This is a genomic window from Vibrio sp. 11-4(1) (assembly GCF_013048625.1).
GTDB classification, from domain to species: domain Bacteria; phylum Pseudomonadota; class Gammaproteobacteria; order Enterobacterales; family Vibrionaceae; genus Vibrio; species Vibrio diabolicus.
Genome location: NZ_VHSY01000005.1, coordinates 338,484 through 356,605, shown reverse-complemented (window position 1 = coordinate 356,605; position 18,122 = coordinate 338,484). Strand labels below are relative to the sequence as shown.

The window sequence follows — 18,122 nt, the reverse complement described above, 5'->3', positions numbered from 1 at the left end:
CCAAGAGATTCACTCATGACCAATTGGCATGATCGCCAACCGATTTTTCGACAGTTGGCTGACCAGATCACTCAACAAATACTGCAAGGTATCTGGCAAGAAGGCGATGCTCTGCCCTCTGTTCGTAGCATCTCTGCGGATATGAAAATTAACCACCTCACCGTCATGAAAGGCTATCAATTGCTTGTTGATGAGGGGTTAGTGGAGAAAAAACGCGGTCAAGGTATGTTTGTCGCTTCAGGGGCAAAACTCAAATTGCTCGCAGACGAGAAGGCACGTTTTCTTCAACAACAAATTCCGCAGATAGCCGACACAATACAGCGTCTGGATATGTCACTCGACGAATTCATTCAACAACTAAAACCACACTTGAAAGGTGACCAATGAGCGCATTAGTCAGTGTAAACAACGTCTCCAAGCAATATCAGCAACAAGGAGAAGCACTGCATGAAGTGAGTTTCGACCTACATGCAGGACAAGTACTTGGCTTACTCGGCCATAATGGCGCAGGTAAATCAACGCTTATTAATGCCCTACTCGGCGCACATGAATATCAAGGCACTGTTCGTATCAACGGATTTGAACCCATTATGCAACGCGACAAAATAATGCAGAGCTTGTCCTACATCTCGGATGTGAACGTTCTGCCAGATTGGATGACTGTCGCTCAACTGCTTAACTATACCGAAGGCGTGCATCCAGGGTTCAATCGCGCCCAAGCAGATACGCTGCTTCGTCAAACGGACATCAAACCTCGTGCGCGCATCAAATCTTTATCCAAAGGGATGAAGGTGCAATTGCACCTTGCGATTGTAATCGCGACCAACACCCAAATCCTCATATTGGATGAACCGACACTCGGGTTAGATCTCGTGTATCGTGATACGTTTTATCGTCACTTATTGGAATGGTTTCACGACGGCGAGCGCGTGTTGATCATCGCCAGTCATGAAGTATCAGAGATTGAGCACTTACTGACTGATGTGCTGATTCTCAAGCATGGTAGCCCTGTACTACAAACCTCGATGGACAGTATCAGTGAAGACTACTTCATCCTTGAGGCCAGCGACGAATACCGCACACAAATTGAAGCGATGAACCCACTGTCGTCACAAAAAGGGCTCGGTTCAACGAAATGGTTACTCACTGCCCAATATGCCCAACAAGCAGAAACAATGGGGGCCATCCATGGGGTGAAGTTAGCGGATCTATTTTTAGCATTGCAGAAGGAGGCAGCGTAATGCGTTCAGTTGTCGCGATGTTGCAAAAAGAGTGGTTAGAAAACCCTCTTGTTTTACGTATTCCACTGTTTGTGTTGGCATGTGGACTTATCCTCTTTGTCAGTTTAATGAGTAACGACACTCTACAACACAATATGTTTTTTCAAATGAGCTTTGGTGGTGATGTTAGTGACATTCACAAAGAGCTTGGTGACGATGTAAACATGTTGATTATCGGCGGGGCGGGACTGCTGTCTATCTTGTTAGCCGTTCAATACTTCCCGAGAACACTGCGCAAAGAGCGCGCAGAGGGCAGTATTATGTTTTGGCGCAGTATGCCGGTCAGCGATATAAAAACTCACTTAGTGAAGCTAGGGTTTGGCTTATTGGTGATTCCGCTCGTTTGCTCGGCGCTTGTGCTCGCAGCAGATTTGATGTTGTGGTTGCTGAACATCTCTACCGATCACCAATTGGCTTTATTGTACCGCCAAGCCTCGTTAGGTTACGTGCTGCTGCATTGGGGAGAGTTTTTAATCAGAATGTTGTTCGCCGGTATTCTACTGTTACCGTTGGCATTAACCGCAATGGCTATTTCTCAGAAAGTGAATTCACCACTGGTCATTTTGTTTATCGCCATTTATGCGCTGCGCTGGATGCCAATCGCACTATTTGGCTATTACGGCCTAGATCAGTTCTTCTCCGAAGTACTTTACCTTCCACTGCACGCCATTGTTGCACCAAACCCATTTAATGCAATTCCTCAGGCGGGCTGGTTAAACGTTGGCATTTACGCTTTCATCGGCGTTCTTGGTTGGACAGCTAGTCTCAAGTTCAGCCGAACCATTCAATAATCCGTCGTTCGATAAACGGCCAAAATCGAGCCATAAAAAAACGGTCACAACCGGTGTTGTGACCGTTTTTATTTCGACCTTAGGAGATCATGAACTTACATTTAACCAAGGAATGAAATGTAACCTTGTAAAATGATTAAGTTAACGATGTCGATAAAGAAAGCCCCCACAATTGGCACCACCATAAATGCCTGCGGCGACGGGCCAAATCGGTTAACGATAGAGCCCATGTTCATCACGGCTGTTGGGGTTGCTCCCAAGCCAAAACCACAGTGACCACCCGCAATAACCGCAGCGTCATAGTTGCGTCCCATCACTTTGAACGTAACGTAGTAAGTGAAGATAGCTAAGACCACAGACTGCACAGCCAAAATGACCAAGAATGGAATCGCTAAGTCAAAGATATTCCATAACTTCAAGCTCATTAATGCCATCGCCAAGAACAATGACAAAGAAACAGTACCGAGCATATCGACGGTTTCTGCATCTAACTTACGAAGCTTGGTCACCTCTAAGAAGTTCGTGATGATCACACCAATGAACAGCGCATATACAAAGTCTGGAATCATCAACCATGAGATTTCATACGTGCTGACCCATTGCTCAACATACTTCGCACCCGTAACACAGATCAGTAGGAAGAAGAGTTTCTCCACCACTTTTTTCGCCGTTACTTTATCTTCTTCGTACTCGTTGTAGGTCACCAACTCAGGGAATTTTTCGTGAGTTTTGGCATCTCGACCACCACGACCATACTCCGATTCAATGCTGTTTTTTTCTACGAGGCGCTGTGCCACTGGGCTACCAATGATACCGCCGATGATCAAACCAAAAGTGGCTGATGCCATCGCAATTTCCAAAACGTTATCCAATCCATACACGTCTTGGAAGGTTTGTGACCACGCAGCACCTGTGCCATGGCCACCAGACAGAGTAATCGAGCCAGCAATTAACCCCATCAAAGGATCTAAACCGAGCGCTGCCGCGAGTGAAACGCCAACGCCGTTTTGTATGATGATGTAAAACGATGCGACAGCTAAGAAGATAAAAACCTTCGCACCTCCTTTCATCAACTGAGTGTAATTTGCGGCCAAACCAACCGTCGCAAAAAACATTAACATAAACGTATTTTGTAACGGCAAATCGAACTCCAAGTCGATGCCGTTGAAATGAAGAGCAGTAATCATGCAGGCCACAATAAGGCCACCTACAATCGGCTCAGGTATGTTGAACTTCTTTAAAATCGGTAGCTTAGCATTAATAAAATGCCCCAGGAAAAGCACACTGATTGCGACCAAGAAGGACTCCAGTGCACCTACAGATATTAAATGATTCATATCGCCTCTTATTATTGTTCTCTTCATCCTCCGTAATGATCGAGTGTTAATTTAACCTTCATTCAATAGCAAATGTTCTCGCTTTACTGTTTCGAAAATACTCAAAAGTTGGTGTAGATGCGCCTTAGGCTAGTTTAAGGGACGCTCCTTTAGCGATGTGTCAGTTTTCCGCTGTTAGCAAGCCCTTAAATGTGAAAGGAGCCGATATAGCTCCTTCAAATGCCCCCTCGCAATACCTGTGCGTGACTGCTTGGGGTATAGTGTTGTGAGTAAATTCTGGGTGACACTTTCTGAACCACATTGGGCTCCCTTACTTAAACAGAATGTGTCAATTACTATCAAACAAAGTTCCTTCCCGTTGTAACCTCTAAACGCCGAGATCGCGTTCAAAACAATTGGGTTTGCTTGTTCCTGTCGTAGTTTTTTAACTCTGGCTCATGGTGTGTAAACGAACCGAATCCGAGGAAACTCTCAAGCTGCAACAAACGTTTTCGTCACAACGGAGCCGGATTATAACATATTGCTGATAATTTTCTTCAATTCAGTGACATTCACCAATCCCATGGTTTCGTTCCATAATGATTAACTGCTGAATAGCATTTTTACAGACAAAAGAGCGAAGCGAATTCAGCTTAGACTCGCCAAGAAATAAACCTTAAAAGCCAATCACTTATCTATGGTCTACTGAGTACAACGTGTTTTGATAGGCTTTCTGGAGGGCCCAGCAACCAAAATGTACGGTGTTGTCATGGTAATCTTTCGAGGCTAACTACCCGATTCTGGGTGATAAAAACAATCCCAATTATGCATCACACAAAAACATGTATAATTTTTATGTAAGTTATTCAAATAACAAGAGCCCTACATGAAAATTCATTCGCTTTTCCCTGTGCTATTACTCTGTGCCATCTCATCTGCCACTGCAGCGGAAAATATCCGTATTGAATATTCTCCCGTGGAAACAACCCATGAAAACATCGCCCTGCAATCTATCCAAAACAGCGATGTAAACCCAATTTTTCTTGAGCTATCTCAGATCCACTTTCCATTTCGCAAACCACTCACACTGGTTTACGGCGGAGAAGATGGCCCAATGTACGATCCCGATACGCACACGATACACATTCCCTACACTTTTTATTTGGAATCACTCAATTACTTCTCCAATAACCAGTATGAAGAACGCCTTGGAAAATCCCCAAAAACAGGGGCGTTAGATACGTTATTACACACCTTGCTGCATGAAGCCGGGCATGCTTACATCGAAGATCAAAACATCCCTGTTCTCGGAAAAGAAGAAGATGCCGTCGATAATTTTGCCACGATCTTAATGATTGACTTCCTAGAAGATGGCGCAGAGATGGCCATTAGCGCCGCCGACATGTTCGCATTTGAGTCCGATGACAGACCGGACTACTACGACTTCGGTGAGTACATTGATGAGCACAGTTTTGATTTGCAACGCTACTTCTCTACCTTATGTTTGGTGTACGGCAGTGATCCGGAACAGTACAAGTCGCTTCTCGATGAAGTTGAAAAAGACTACCTACGAGATCGCAAAGACTTTTGCCAATACAACTACGAGAACATACGCACGAATTGGAACCACTACCTGCAACATAATGAACCAAAAGAAAAATCGCCACGTAGAATTCAGTAAGACAAATCAAGTAAGACGATCGCAATGACAAAACTCACCATATTTTATGACGGAACTTGCCCACTGTGCGCCAAAGAAATGCACGCACTTAAGCGACGAGATGTAAAACAAGCGATAAAAATCGTCGATATCTACAGCGATGAATTTTCTGATTACCCACAGATAGACGCGCAAAAAGCCAACACGATTTTGCATGCGCTGAATGACAACAATGAACTGATACTTGGTCTTGATGTGACTCACCGAGCATGGCAGTTGGTCGGACGAGGTTGGCTATATGCACCACTACGTTGGCCATTACTCAAGCCAATTGCAGACTGGCTTTACCTGCGCTTTGCCAACAATAGGTATCGTGTCTCATACTGGCTTACTGGTAACTCCCGCTGCAACTCGGGCCAATGCTCTCGCTAATTGTGATCCTGCTTAAAAATGTGAGTCTCTCTCGTCCACGATCACCAACTTCCTGTACTTCTCACCCGCCAACTCGGTTAATCTGCAATCAGTACAAAAATAATTATTAACACTTTTATTTGGTAAAGCTATTGAAGTTTACCAGTTTGTAACGCTGCGCCGAGACGTAAGGAAGTACCTATGAATCTAACGATAAGAAAGCGACTTTATATTCTTTCCATCATTCCCGTGTTAACGATTGCTTTGGGTATGATGTGGTTTACCTACCTCCAAACCAGTACCTACAACCAACAACAAATCAATCATACGCACACGACGATGATGGCGATGAAGAAAGCGGAACTGAAAAACTATGTGCAGATGGCTCATTCCGCACTCAAACCATTATTGGATCGTAATGCCTCATTGCAAGAAGCTATTCCAGTGCTCAAAGAGCTAGAGTTCGGCCAATCAGGTTATATTTTTGCGTACGACTCAAAAGGCGTGCGTGTTGTTGTCGGAAAAAACAACAAAGGGGTTGGAGAAAACTTCTATAACCTTCAAGACAAAAAAGGCAACTACCTGATCCAAGACCTGTTGAAAAACGCCAAAACGGGTGACTTCACAACCTACTACTTCCCTAAGTTAGGGCAAACCGAAGCATTACCAAAACTCAGCTACTCCATGTTCATTCCCAAGTGGGATATTATGATTGGCACAGGTTTTTATACTGATGACATCGATGCGATCATTACAGAGATGGAAAACACAGCAAACGATGAGCTAAACAATACCTTAGCCGCTATTGCTATGTTTTGTGTCTCTATTGCCGTTGTCGTGGCCATTTTTGCCGTACTCGTCAACCGTAGCATTATGCGCCCTATCGAACAGTTTGACAGCTCAATCCAATCTTTCGCGCAAGGTGACGCCGACTTAACCGCGCGTATGGAAGAATCTAGCGTGCCAGAATTTAAGCAGCTCGCGCATAACTTCAATATCTTCGTTGAGAGCTTGCAAGGAATTATTAAGAGCGTCAGCCATGTCGGACAAGAGGTAGTATCAGAAACTAACAACATGTCTCAACGCGCCTCACAAGTGGATGAATTGGCTTCTGGTCAACGTGAGGAAACGGAACAAGTCGCGACTGCAATGACAGAAATGACGGCCACCGCTCACGAGATCTCTGGCAACGCAAACCAAGCCGCCGATTCCGCTAAAAACGCCGATGACAACGCACAACAAGCGAAACACATCGTAGACTCCGCCGCTAATTCCGTTGAAGCGCTAGCGAATGAGGTCTCTGAAGCAAGCACTGTAATTTCACGTCTAGAGAGTGACGTGCAGAACATCTCATCCTCACTTGAAGTCATCCAAGATATTGCTGAACAAACCAACTTGCTTGCGCTAAATGCCGCCATTGAAGCGGCACGAGCGGGCGACCAAGGACGCGGATTCGCAGTTGTAGCGGATGAAGTGCGTAAGCTTGCAAGCCGCACTCAGGACAGCACAGGTGACATTCACAAGATGATCGATCAACTTAAAGCTGGATCGGATGCCGCAGTAAAAGCGATGGAATCTAGCCAAGCACGTGGCGAAGCGACAGTAGAAGAAGCACGTGCTGCATCGGTTGCGCTGCAAGATATTCAAGCAGCGATTGCGAATATCATGGACATGAACACGCTGATCGCTACCGCGACCGAAGAGCAAAGCCAAGTTGGACAAGAGATTTCACAACGCATCGAAGTCATTTCTCAGCAAAGTAGTCAATCGGCGCACCTTGCCAATCAAAATCGCTCGGGCAGCCAAAACCTCAATCACAAAGCCAACGAGCTTTACGACTTGGTGGGACGCTTCACGGTTTAACTTCCTTAACCATACTTAATAGTAGAAACAGCGACGCCAAAACGTCGCTGTTTTTATTTCTGCTATCCTCAAACGACTTAGCTATAATGCCGCCAACTTAGTACCCACAGGGGCAAAACCAGATGATTATCATGACCACCAATTTCGGTGACATCGAAATTGAACTGAATCTAGAACGAGCGCCAGTTAGCTCAAAGAACTTCAAAAAATACTGTGAAGATGGCTTCTACGACGGCACCATTTTCCACCGCGTTATCGATGGCTTTATGATCCAAGGTGGCGGTCACACCGAAGACATGGCAGAAAAGCCAACGCGCGCCCCAATCGCAAACGAAGCAAACCGTGGTCTAAAGAACCTTGTTGGCACTATCGCAATGGCGCGTACCGATGCACCGCACTCTGCAACGGCACAGTTTTTCATTAACTTGGAAGACAACGATTTCCTAGACCACACCGCAACCACCAACCTAGGCTGGGGTTACGCGGTATTTGGTAAAGTGACCGCGGGTATGGATGTTGTAAATCGCATCGCGAAAGTAAAAACGACCTCTAAGCTTGGCCATGATGATGTGCCATGCGATCCAATCATTATCGAGAAAGTGACAGTCAGCGAATAAGCCCATTTGCCTCTTGGTAGAAATCGTCGCTACAAAACGAAAAAAGCGCCTAATGTCTTATGACTTAGGCGCTTTTTGTTTTTATGACTCAATCGATGAGTTTGGCTTGTACCGGATTTATTGATAAAAAAGCTCGGCTTTTGCTCCGACTAAATCAAGCTCAGAGCCTTGAAAGTCCACCAGATATTCAGCGACAAGGTTATACCCAACCCAATACCCCATGTATTTCGGCCAGCGGCTTTCATCACTGCCAAGAAAGTAAGCGTCGAAGTTGTAATCTAAGCTGGTCAGCTTGTCTTTCATCTCAGCATAGAAAGGACGCCAATCTTGATCTTTGATGTTCTCAAACAAGCTCGGTGTGATGCCTCCATTCACCTTGCGTTCGAAATGACAAGCTAACCCTTCCATAATCAGCACATCACCAAGCGCAACGCCATTCTCTCCCGCTCGCATACGGAACAGGTGATGCAACTCATGCGCTAGCACCGCAGCTAGTTCTTTATCAATCACGTTTTTAATATCTGCACGTTGAGTATCAAGAAGAATCTCTACACGATGGGCGCTTAAGCAATAGCCACCAATCCCCGTCTGCGGTGCGTCATTGCGATCAAACGGGCTAACGGTCAGGTCTACGTTACTTAAATCGTTGCTACTTAAATCGATGTTACTTAAATCAAAGTAACTAGAAAGCTGTGAGCTCAGGTCATCAAGTTTCTGATGTAAATACTCAGCGAGTGGAGACAACTCTCCCGTCGCATTTAAGAGGGTGACGCGATAACTCATTTATCTTCCTTGATAATGTGGGTTAAGAGCAGCGAGTTTACAGTGTAAAGAGTGAACAGTTCTAGCGATTACATCCCTTTGAACAAACTTTGAGATGCACGGCTCACGGGGAGCTTGTTTTCTCCAACGTGAACAAACATTCTGCCTGCAAAGTCTTTGTTTACCTTGCTAATTTTGCACACTTGCACCACGCTTGAACGGTGCACTTGCCAGAACTGTTCTGGGTTAAGCTGCCCTATCAACTCTTTCAACGATGTGCGAATCAAATACTCCTGCACTTTACCTTGTCCTTGTTGGGCATACACAGAAACGTATTTTTCTTCCGCTTTGAAATACAGCACATCAGACGTGGCGATCAGATGAATATCTTCCCCTTGCGTTGCTTTGATCCACTGAAGATATTGCGGCGTTTGAGGCGCGGATAATTGTTGTAACTGTTCTAACAGGCTGTTCATCTGCACATTGCTGCTTTCTTGCTCTCGCTTAGCAAGGCGTGCTTTCACTCTTTCACACGTCGTCAGGAGGCGCTCATCCGAGATAGGCTTGAGCAAATAATCGGCGGCATTTTGTTCAAAGGCTTTGATGGCGTAATCATCGTACGCGGTAACAAACACAATCAAAGGTGGATTGGCGAGTTGATTGAGTTTTTGCGCTAGTGTCATGCCATCCAGAACTGGCATACGAATATCAAGAAACGCAATGTCAGGTTGGTTTTTCTCAATGGCTTGCAACGCTTGTTCACCATCTGCGACTTTGGCTATCACCTCTAGCTCTGGCCACACTTCAGCTAGGCTTTTATCAAGATGACGCCTCAATAGCGGTTCATCATCAGCAATAATGGCAGTAAACCCTGTATTCATTCCACTATTCCTTGCTTGTCATTGGCCAACTCAAACGGACACTCACGCCACCTTCAACTGGTTCACTGATCGACACTTGTCCTTCGCCTGCAAACAACGCATCGACGCGTTGTTTCAAGTTACTCAGCCCTACCCCTGAACCACAATGCTTGCTGACATGATTCAAGCCAACACCTGTGTCTCTAACTTCAATCTGCAAGTTCTGTTGTTCGCGCTTTATGAGTAAACTGACTTCGCCGCCTTCTCGCTTTGGCTCAATACCGTGAACAATGGCATTCTCCACCAAAGGTTGCAACATCATCGGTGGCAGTTCTGTTGTTCCTAAACCGTCTTCTACTTCAATTTTGTAGCTTAGACGTCCATCCAGACGTATCTTCTGAATACTCAAGTAGGCTTCAATTAAGGCAATTTCATTCTCAATCGTGGTGTGCTCTTCACGTGAGCTTTTTAGCGTCGCACGTAATAGTGCGGTAAGTTGATCCAACATCTGCTTGGCCTTATCAACGTCCTGGGACATCAACGCGCTGATATTTGCCAAGGTATTAAATAGGAAATGCGGTTCAATCTGGCTTTGCATCTGTTTAAGCTGACTTAGCAACAGTGCACGTTCCTGCTCTGCCTTTTCACGCTTGATACTCTCTAATTCACGCTGAGCAATCGCTTCTTTCTCTCGTGAGTGGAAATAAAAGTAACACATGCCGCTGAATAACAAGCCCATCAGCAACACTGGCAGCATGCCCGAAATGCCGAAGTATTCACCGAGCCAAAACTGCGCATTAATGACGCCAAACAACAAACAGGCGGTCAGTGACAAAGCAATTTCTAGTCTACGAGGGATGCTAGGAAACAACTTGTCGACTAACCAAGAGAAGAACAAGGCGGAGTAACCAAAACCAAAGCTCACCAATACATGCACATAGTAAGGCCCCCCCCAAACAGACAATGTCATTACCGAGATAAACAAACAGAATAAAGTCGTGACAACCACACTGCGTAGCCATCCACTTTCTACCATTAACTTAGCTGAATACATTTAGAATTTCCCTTTGATGTTAAATACAATCATATGCTTATCATTGATTTGTGCGTAAGCAGATTGGTCGTCTCCGGTTAAAAAGCGTGCGGCAACTTCCACTTCTACACTTTGAACGCCAGTATCAATCCATTGGTAGTTAAGCCACTGCGTGACAATCACACCACCATCTTGTGGCGACAGCATCACATCCAACGTAGGGGTTACATCACTTAGCCAGCCCATATCTGCTTTGCCGTTCCATGCAGCCCACGCTTCCACATCCCAACTCCAGTGCAGCATTACGTTATGCTGAACGATATTGGCATGCTGAAACCCTTGGGCGTAGCTTGTCGCAAGTAGAGATACATTCGGATCAGGGAGCTGAGAGAGAAATTCGCCACGCTCCATTGCTTGTTGCCATTCGCCTTTCGACCATGCTCGGCTGTCGTACCAATATTCAGCAATCACGTTGTGTCCGGCTTGGTTTGCCCAGTTCACCCCAGCTAAGGCTTGGAATGCGCTGCCCTGCTCCTCAACCGAAATGGGTCGGTAAAGATCATCCTGCTGAAACTGATAGCCGACACTTTGCTTTTGCCACAGCATGGAACCGTGCATTGCGATGGATTCATCCCACACCGCAATTACACTGGCTCCAAGTAAACCTCGGCGCACATCATCGTAATAACCAATAAGTTGATACTCGATGTCACCCACCAGCGCATAACGACGAATACCAACACCTTGCTGCTCTGCGGCTTGATCAAGTGCACTTTGGTCTTGTTGCCCCCAGCTTGAATCGGTCGCAATCACCGTCCACTCGCCTGCCATATCATAGTGTGAAAGTGAAAACACACCCGCGCCCTCTTCTGCGACTAAGCCAACAGGGTTTTGTCGATAAGGCTTAAACAGATCTAAAGGTCGGTAGCCATAACCTACCCCCCAATCCACGCGCAACTTACCTAAGCTCACATCAAGTGTGGTGTCACCGACTTGCCATTCCCCTAGCCAAGCAAGCTCTCGAATCAGCAGCTGGTTATCAGCTTCACTCCACCACTCGCTCTCTCCTTGTTGATTGAGGTACAAACCTTGGCTATACAGAGCAAACAAGCCACTAAAGTTTTGATAATTCACCTGCACATCCAACAGTGCATTCAGTGAATCACGAGAACTGCCCTGCGCCTGCATAAATGCGCAGTCACGCTGCTTGGCAGTTTCGTAACTGACAGCCCAATCCCACTCAAAACTCAGTTCATCATTGGCAAAAACAGGGGCTGCAGCGCCCACATACAATGACGCAGCAATCAACAGACTGGTGCTTTTGGTAAAGATAGGCTGGCGCGATTTCATGTGACTTCCTTGCTCGTTTTCATGGTTCTATTTACGGAGTTCAGGCTAAAGCTGAGTCGTATTGGCTTTCGGCAAATAGCTTGGGTTGTAGAACTTGTTATCCAGCTGCCAAGGCACGATCTCTTGATACTCGATAACGGTCTTTTTGCTCGGCTGAATGCTATCAAGCAAGGTCATCTCACTGACGTAGTCTTCACCGTTGTCGGTTGCACGCCCGTATAGCGCTTGCTTGGCGAGTTTGCCTGAGCGCAAGTAGAGATCGGCTTTGATTGGAAACGCATCTTGCTCAGACAACCATAAATCGATCTTCTGATAACTCGCCCCTTTGGTTTTCGCGGTTAAGGCAAGGTGATAAGCCGCAACACTCTCTCCGTTCACCGAAACGGTTTCTGTCGCTTTCCATTCACCTTGATAATCTTGGCTCCACGTTAGGGTTGAGATGTCGCCGATAGACGCTTCACCAAGCAGCTTCTGCATTGGCGTAATGCGAATCGGACGGCGGCTCTTTGGCATTTGCAGCCAGTAGTTATCGCCCATCATCAGCATCTTTTGCCCAGCTTCAACCGCAGATTTGAACACCACCAGCGATTCACGATTTGGGCGCGTGTACACGTGATAGAGGCGAGTTTTATCTAACTCTTGGTCTTGATATAAGCGCACCAGTGACACCACTTTGGAGGAATCATCGTGCAAGCGGTAACTGTCCGCTTTTTCAATCAATTTAGCGACTTGCTGTGCATCTAGCGCTGATTCATTCGCACTGGTATTCATGCTTGCCATGCCGCTAACCGTCAGCAATGCAATTGGTAATAGTGATTTGAAATTAAACATAAATCAGTGCCTCCGTAATTGGCTTGTTCACCCCTTTGCGCGCCGAGAAAAACGCCGCAACCAAACAAATCATCAATACTGCGAATCCTGCGACAGCCACCAACTCCCAAGAGAAGTAAATCGTTAGTGGGTAACCTTCCGTGCGGCCCGGCGGTGGCGGCATTTGCACATCCACGACCATCAGTAAGACGGTCACTAACCCAGTAAACAAAGCGCCGATTAGGCTGCCAATCACCGCAAGTAACCCTGCTTCGCGCAAGAACCCAGCAATGATTTCGCGAGGGTAGCTACCAAGAGCCGACAAGGTGCCGATTTCACGGGTGCGCTCGGTGACCGACATGGTCATGGTGTTGAACAGCGCAACAAAGACCACCAGCGCCATCACTGCCCCCATGATGCCGAAGATACGGTCGTACAAATCTTTCACTTTGAGATAAAAGAACGCACGTTCTTGCCAAGGCGTAATTTCAATATCTTGATCACCAAAGTTCTGCTTTTGCTTAATCAGAACCGAAGCCACTTGTTGCTCGACTTGGTTAGTTAAACTGGTATCGAACAGAAAGACAGATAACGCGCTGACTTTGTCTGAACCGAGCAGCGATTGCGCGCTGTTGATGTGCACGTACAGCTGGCGTTTATCAAGCTCAGGTACGCCTGTTGAATAGATGCCACGAACTTTGAAGTCATACGCGTTCAATGCGCCGTCGGTAGTGGTCGCCAGCAAGGTAATCCAATCGCCAACGTGCACGCTTAAGTTGTTCGCCAAATCAACGCCAAGCATCACTTCTGGCTCTGCTGGGTCATAACGCGATGCATGAATGTTGGAAAGTGTTTGCCCGTCGCGCACGTCCAAAAACGGTCCTTTCATATCGAATTCGCGTTCGTTCACGCCAATGCCGATAAAGATCGAGGACTTGTTGCCGTTGGAAATCAAACCGCTGAACTCAACTCGTGGCTGCACGCCTCGCACTTCATTCAAGCCAATCAATTGCTTGGTGATGTCGTCCGCATGAGTTAAACCGTTACTCAGTGGCATCTCTTCTTCTTTGGCAAAGTAACCCGGCGTGGTTAACGTCAGATGCCCCGTGTCGCGCGCTGTCGACTCTTTCAAACTGTCGTAGGTATACAGACCAAAACCACCCGCACTGGTTAATGCAAACACGGCAATGGCAACGATCAGCATCGACAACAAACTACGGCGGCGATTGCGCTGCAGGTTCAACCAAGCAAGGCGAACCGAAACAGGAATTAGCTTGCCCATGAAACCTCCTCCACACTTGCGTGCGTTTGGGTGGTTTTGCCATCCACCAATTCAATGGTTCGATCGCAGCGAGATGCCATACGAGGGTCGTGAGTGGCGACGATAAAAGTGGTACCAAGCTCGTGTCCGAGCCCTTTCATAATGTCGATGACCTTGTTGGCAGTTTGGCTATCAAGACTTGCGGTTGGCTCATCAGCAATCACCAACGCCGGTTTGTGCACTAAGGCACGCGCAATTGCCACGCGTTGTTGCTGACCGCCTGATAGGTTATCTGGCATGTGATGAATAAACTCGCCCAAGCCAACGTGTTCTAACATTTGTGTAGCGAGCTCGGTTTGTTCTGCTTTTGAAAAGCCGTTGAGGTGTAACGGATACGCCACGTTCTCCAACGCCGTAATCACAGGCACAAGATTGAATTTTTGGAACACAAAACCAAGCTTTTCACGACGCATTTTAGCCGCCTGCATTTGTCCGATTGGGTATGGGCTGCCTGCAAATGTCACCTGACCTTGGTATTGAGTATCCAGCATGCCAAGCACGTTAAGTAAGGTGCTTTTGCCTGAGCCAGACGGTCCACACAATGCCACCATTTCGCCGGCAAATACTTCACCAGACACATCTCGCAATGCACGTACGGTTTGGCTGCCAAGGGCGTAATCGCGACTAAGTTGATTAAAAACAATCATGACGCCTCCCTAATATTTCGCTAGCAGCGCTTTCGCGGTTTGCGTTTCTAAATTGCTGTCGCCTAATTGCTCCATTTGCGCTAACCATGTTTTGGCTTGTTGAACATCGTCAGCGCGCAGTGCCGCTTCAATGGCGTAGCGATAAATCCACGAAGTAGCCGCGAAAGGTTGTTGGCTAAAACTCGGTTCATCGAGCAGAGAAAGGTACAGCTCGTAGCCACGCTCAAAGTGATTGAACATGTCAGGTAGAGAGGTAAACGTAGTGGCTGCCATGGCAGTGGCTAATTGGTATTCCGGCAAGCCTTGTAAACGTTGTTGCTCTTGCAGTGGTACTGGCTGATTCGCCATTAAATCCAAGCCTTTCTGGATAGTGGCAAGACCGCGCTCGGTGAATTTCATCTTGTTCCAAGGCATAAACGCCTCACGGCCTTGCAATGTCTCCGCACTGCCCAAGTAAACCAACGTCACTGGCGTTGCGCCCTGCTCTTCGAGTTGTTTGGATAATTCGCCGTAAACGGTATCAACTAAGCCAGAGTCACCCTGCGCTGCTTGGTTGAATTGACTGAGTGTGCGCTCGCTTGGATTAGCCAGAGCCAAATTGCTGCTGAGTGCAAATGCGGCGATAAACGTACTTGCCAGTTTAAGAGCTTTGATTGAGCGAGATTGAGAAACCATCATGTACTGTCCTTAGTTGAACGTGATTTGATGGCTTCAGATTAAGGGAGAAGGTCGCACGCTGCTTTTGCATGCGACCAATGGCAGTTATTTAGAATGAACGGTTGTTTGCTGCGATGAATGACATTCCCTTCTTAAAGAGAGCATATATCCCTGCTTGTTTGTAAGCGTCTGTCTTTCACCACAATAGGAATAAAAATACTGGCTTAAAACCTGCGTCTAGTGTATTTATCCATTCCACAGCTTTCCAAGCAGCTTACCCATAACAGACGACATCGACGCTCCTCTCATACACACCTTTGCATGGTGTCTGTTATTTCCAAATAGGATTCTTAGCATCGGAATAGTTCGAACTCTCGAGTTCTGGTTGTTTTCGCGCTCGAACTGGGTGCGTTATTAGGTCGTAGAAAATGAATAAGCGTTTTTTCCCCAGGGTCGATTTGCCACTGCTGATGGCGATCATTCCGATCATGCTATTGAGTACACTAACACTTTGGAGTGCCAGTGGCTTTAATGAGGCCATGCTCTTCAAGCATTTAGCACGCTGCGGATTGACCTTGGTTTGTATATTGGTCATGTCATCGATTCCCGCCGCTAGCTATCAACGCTCAGCTCCATATCTCTACATTATTGCGGTTGCGCTGCTACTTGCTGTCGCTTTGTTTGGCGATAGCACTAATGGTTCTCAACGTTGGCTCGATATTGGCTTTTTTCGCTTTCAACCCTCGGAGCTAATCAAACTCTCGATTCCAATCATGATCGCGTGGATGCTACATATTGAAGGTGGCAGACCAGATAGTAGGAAAATCGCATTCTGCTTACTCATCACAATGATTCCTGCTGGGTTAATCGCGCTACAACCGGATTTAGACGGTGCAGTTTTTACCGTCATTTACGCCTTATTCGTTTTATTTTTAGCTGGCATGAGCTGGAAAATAATCGGTGGCTTTGTCGCGAGTATATTAACGTTGGCGCCAATTTTGTGGTTCTTCGTCATGGAAACGTATCAAAAAAGCCGCGTTACTCAGTTCTTGCACCCGGAGTCGGATCCGTTAGGTTCGGGCTACCAAATCATCCAATCTTTAATTGCGATAGGCTCCGGCGGAATGAAAGGCAAAGGTTGGATGAATGCTACGCAAGGAACACTTGGCTTTATTCCAGAAAGTCATACGGACTTTATTTTTTCGACTTATGCCGAGGAGTGGGGTTTTGTTGGTAGTTTAGTCTTGCTCGCACTGTACTTGTTTATTACCGCGCGCGTCATGTTGCTTGCATGTCAGTCTGAACACTTTTTTAGTCGGCTTGTGAGTGGTGCATTAGCGATGAGCTTTTTCCTGTATGCTTTTATCAATACAGGCATGGTGAGCGGCTTGTTGCCTGTAATGGGAAGCCCTCTGCCGTTCTTTAGTTACGGCGGCACGGCCATGCTGACGCAAGGCATCTGTTTTGGTGTGATCATGTCACTGTGTTATTCCAAATATCGCAACGCATAATGCTGCTAGCAAAGAGTGCGATCAAAAAAGGCTTCCCTCGGGAAGCCTTTTTACAACGGTGGAAGCTAAGAAATTATAGCTCTGCGTTGTGGTAAACCTGCTGAACGTCGTCACAGTCATCTAGAAGATCTAGGAATTTCTGGAACTTCTCAGCATCTTCACCCGCTACTGGAGTGTGAGTTTGAGGAACGAAAGTGATTTCTTCCACATCGATCGTTAGATCTGGGAACGCACCATTTAGCGCTGTTTTCGTCTTGAAGAACTCAGTGTGAGGAGCGAATACAGTGATCACACCGTCTTCTAGCTCAACGTCAGTTACGTCCACATCTTCCATCATTAGCGTTTCTAGGATGATTTCATCATCGTCGCCTTTGAACTGGAATACCGCTTGGTGATCGAACATGTGAGAAACAGAACCCTCAACACCAATTTTCGCACCAACTTTAACAAAGCATTGGCGTACATCTTGGAATGTACGGTTACCGTTGTCTGTTAGACAGTCTACGATCACGCTTGTGCCGCCAGGGCCGAAGCCTTCGTAGCGCGCTGGTTGGTAATCTTCACCACCGCCGCCACTCGCTTTGTCTAGTGCTTTGTCGATAACGTGCGCTGGTACCTGATCTTTTTTCGCTTTCGCGATCAGGTGGCGAAGAGACAAGTTCATGTCTGGGTCACTACCGCCGTTTTTCGCGCACATGTAAATTTCTTTACCGTATTTGGAATAAACTTTAATTTTCGCGCCTGCAGTTTTCGCCATAGAGGCTTTGCGCACTTCAAAACTTCTTCCCATCGGGATGTCTCTCTAAATTCAAATTTAATGCGAAGGATTTTAGCAAAAAGCGAAACCTTTTCAATTTCGCTTAGCAAAGGAATGGGGAGGTTACCTCATTCGCCACATAGTTTTATACCGTTGTCACGATTCGCGTTAAGCGACACCCATTACTCGTTTGTACTTTTCGACCGATTGCTGAAAAAACGCTTTTTCATCAGCATCGTTAATCTTGGACAACTGTTCTTCTATTGCTTCAGGACCAGATTTGGCCTCTCTGAGCTTCCAAACCAAAAACGACGCTTGTTTATCCAGTTCGATTTTGTTTTTTTCATCAGGCGGCAATAGGGATAGATTGAACGACATTTACAGCCTCAAGGTACTTTAAATACTAGCCGCGCACTATAGCATACAGAGTTACAATTGCAGAATAGAAACGCACTTAACTTGATCAATTTCAAGTT

General features: G+C 46.4%; 19 protein-coding genes. 8 read left to right on the top strand and 11 right to left on the bottom strand.

What is annotated here, in order from left to right; genetic code table 11:
• Nucleotides 1-15: 15 nt before the first annotated feature.
• The 3 genes from FKN16_RS12540 to FKN16_RS12530 are packed head-to-tail and all read left to right on the top strand — an operon-like array spanning nt 16 to nt 2,071.
• Nucleotides 16-387: a GntR family transcriptional regulator gene (locus tag FKN16_RS12540; RefSeq protein ID WP_005392046.1), complete on the top strand. Its 372-nt coding sequence runs from the start codon at nt 16-18 to the stop codon at nt 385-387.
• A complete protein-coding gene (locus FKN16_RS12535; protein ID WP_170902830.1) occupies nt 384-1,241 on the top strand; it encodes an ABC transporter ATP-binding protein in 858 nt (285 codons plus the stop codon). The genes FKN16_RS12540 and FKN16_RS12535 overlap by 4 nt, the downstream gene beginning before the upstream one ends.
• Entirely contained in the window at nt 1,241-2,071 is an 831-nt protein-coding gene (locus FKN16_RS12530; RefSeq protein ID WP_170902829.1) for a hypothetical protein, read from the top strand. The genes FKN16_RS12535 and FKN16_RS12530 overlap by 1 nt, the downstream gene beginning before the upstream one ends.
• A 101-nt stretch (nt 2,072-2,172) precedes the next feature.
• Here FKN16_RS12530 and gltS read toward each other — a convergent pair whose 3' ends face one another.
• Nucleotides 2,173-3,408, bottom strand: coding sequence for a sodium/glutamate symporter (gene gltS, locus FKN16_RS12525; protein WP_006740921.1), 1,236 nt, complete (start codon nt 3,406-3,408; stop codon nt 2,173-2,175).
• An 865-nt stretch (nt 3,409-4,273) separates the two neighbouring features.
• On the opposite strand from gltS, the gene FKN16_RS12520 reads away from it, so the two are divergent.
• The 4 genes from FKN16_RS12520 (at nt 4,274) to FKN16_RS12505 (ending at nt 7,938) form a co-directional block, all read left to right on the top strand.
• The gene (locus FKN16_RS12520; protein WP_170902828.1) at nt 4,274-5,068 is read left to right on the top strand and encodes a DUF4344 domain-containing metallopeptidase; all 795 of its coding nucleotides are present in this window, start codon (nt 4,274-4,276) and stop codon (nt 5,066-5,068) included.
• A gap of 24 nt (nt 5,069-5,092) precedes the next feature.
• Nucleotides 5,093-5,479 carry a DUF393 domain-containing protein gene (locus FKN16_RS12515; RefSeq protein ID WP_104970346.1) on the top strand — a complete coding sequence of 129 codons (387 nt, stop codon included), beginning with the start codon at nt 5,093-5,095 and terminating at the stop codon, nt 5,477-5,479.
• A gap of 180 nt (nt 5,480-5,659) precedes the next feature.
• Nucleotides 5,660-7,321 carry a methyl-accepting chemotaxis protein gene (locus tag FKN16_RS12510; protein ID WP_005392065.1) on the top strand — a complete coding sequence of 554 codons (1,662 nt, stop codon included), beginning with the start codon at nt 5,660-5,662 and terminating at the stop codon, nt 7,319-7,321.
• 122 nt (nt 7,322-7,443) lie between these two features.
• A complete protein-coding gene (locus FKN16_RS12505) occupies nt 7,444-7,938 on the top strand; it encodes a peptidylprolyl isomerase (protein ID WP_010644425.1) in 495 nt (164 codons plus the stop codon).
• Between the two features lie 117 nt (nt 7,939-8,055).
• On the opposite strand, the gene FKN16_RS12500 is transcribed toward FKN16_RS12505, so the two are convergent.
• The 8 genes from FKN16_RS12500 to FKN16_RS12465 form a co-directional block, all read right to left on the bottom strand.
• Nucleotides 8,056-8,721 (bottom strand): DUF2268 domain-containing putative Zn-dependent protease, encoded by a 666-nt coding sequence (locus tag FKN16_RS12500; RefSeq protein WP_170902827.1) that lies wholly within the window; start codon nt 8,719-8,721, stop codon nt 8,056-8,058.
• A 68-nt stretch (nt 8,722-8,789) separates the two neighbouring features.
• On the bottom strand, nt 8,790-9,581 hold the full coding sequence (locus FKN16_RS12495) for a LytTR family DNA-binding domain-containing protein (protein ID WP_053809536.1): 792 nt from the start codon (nt 9,579-9,581) through the stop codon (nt 8,790-8,792).
• Between the two features lie 4 nt (nt 9,582-9,585).
• Complete coding sequence (locus tag FKN16_RS12490) at nt 9,586-10,614, bottom strand: sensor histidine kinase (protein WP_074190268.1); 1,029 nt, start codon at nt 10,612-10,614, stop codon at nt 9,586-9,588.
• Nucleotides 10,615-11,943: a hypothetical protein gene (locus FKN16_RS12485; RefSeq protein WP_170902826.1), complete on the bottom strand. Its 1,329-nt coding sequence runs from the start codon at nt 11,941-11,943 to the stop codon at nt 10,615-10,617.
• A 45-nt stretch (nt 11,944-11,988) separates the two neighbouring features.
• Nucleotides 11,989-12,774 carry an outer membrane lipoprotein-sorting protein gene (locus FKN16_RS12480; RefSeq protein WP_170902825.1) on the bottom strand — a complete coding sequence of 262 codons (786 nt, stop codon included), beginning with the start codon at nt 12,772-12,774 and terminating at the stop codon, nt 11,989-11,991.
• Nucleotides 12,767-14,035 carry an ABC transporter permease gene (locus FKN16_RS12475; protein ID WP_170902824.1) on the bottom strand — a complete coding sequence of 423 codons (1,269 nt, stop codon included), beginning with the start codon at nt 14,033-14,035 and terminating at the stop codon, nt 12,767-12,769. The genes FKN16_RS12480 and FKN16_RS12475 overlap by 8 nt, the downstream gene beginning before the upstream one ends.
• Nucleotides 14,023-14,721: an ABC transporter ATP-binding protein gene (locus tag FKN16_RS12470; RefSeq protein WP_170902823.1), complete on the bottom strand. Its 699-nt coding sequence runs from the start codon at nt 14,719-14,721 to the stop codon at nt 14,023-14,025. The genes FKN16_RS12475 and FKN16_RS12470 overlap by 13 nt, the downstream gene beginning before the upstream one ends.
• A gap of 9 nt (nt 14,722-14,730) precedes the next feature.
• Nucleotides 14,731-15,399, bottom strand: coding sequence for a hypothetical protein (locus FKN16_RS12465; RefSeq protein WP_170902822.1), 669 nt, complete (start codon nt 15,397-15,399; stop codon nt 14,731-14,733).
• 407 nt (nt 15,400-15,806) lie between these two features.
• Between FKN16_RS12465 and rodA the strand changes: the two genes are divergently transcribed.
• Complete coding sequence (rodA, locus tag FKN16_RS12460) at nt 15,807-16,889, top strand: rod shape-determining protein RodA (protein ID WP_085342435.1); 1,083 nt, start codon at nt 15,807-15,809, stop codon at nt 16,887-16,889.
• A gap of 73 nt (nt 16,890-16,962) precedes the next feature.
• Here the strand turns inward: rodA and FKN16_RS12455 are convergent, their stop codons facing one another.
• Together FKN16_RS12455 and FKN16_RS12450 are read right to left on the bottom strand one after the other, a co-directional pair.
• Nucleotides 16,963-17,679: a YebC/PmpR family DNA-binding transcriptional regulator gene (locus FKN16_RS12455; protein ID WP_005392082.1), complete on the bottom strand. Its 717-nt coding sequence runs from the start codon at nt 17,677-17,679 to the stop codon at nt 16,963-16,965.
• 135 nt (nt 17,680-17,814) lie between these two features.
• Nucleotides 17,815-18,024, bottom strand: a complete 210-nt coding sequence (locus tag FKN16_RS12450) for a DUF3283 family protein (RefSeq protein ID WP_005374484.1) — start codon at nt 18,022-18,024, stop codon at nt 17,815-17,817.
• Nucleotides 18,025-18,122 lie beyond the last annotated feature (98 nt).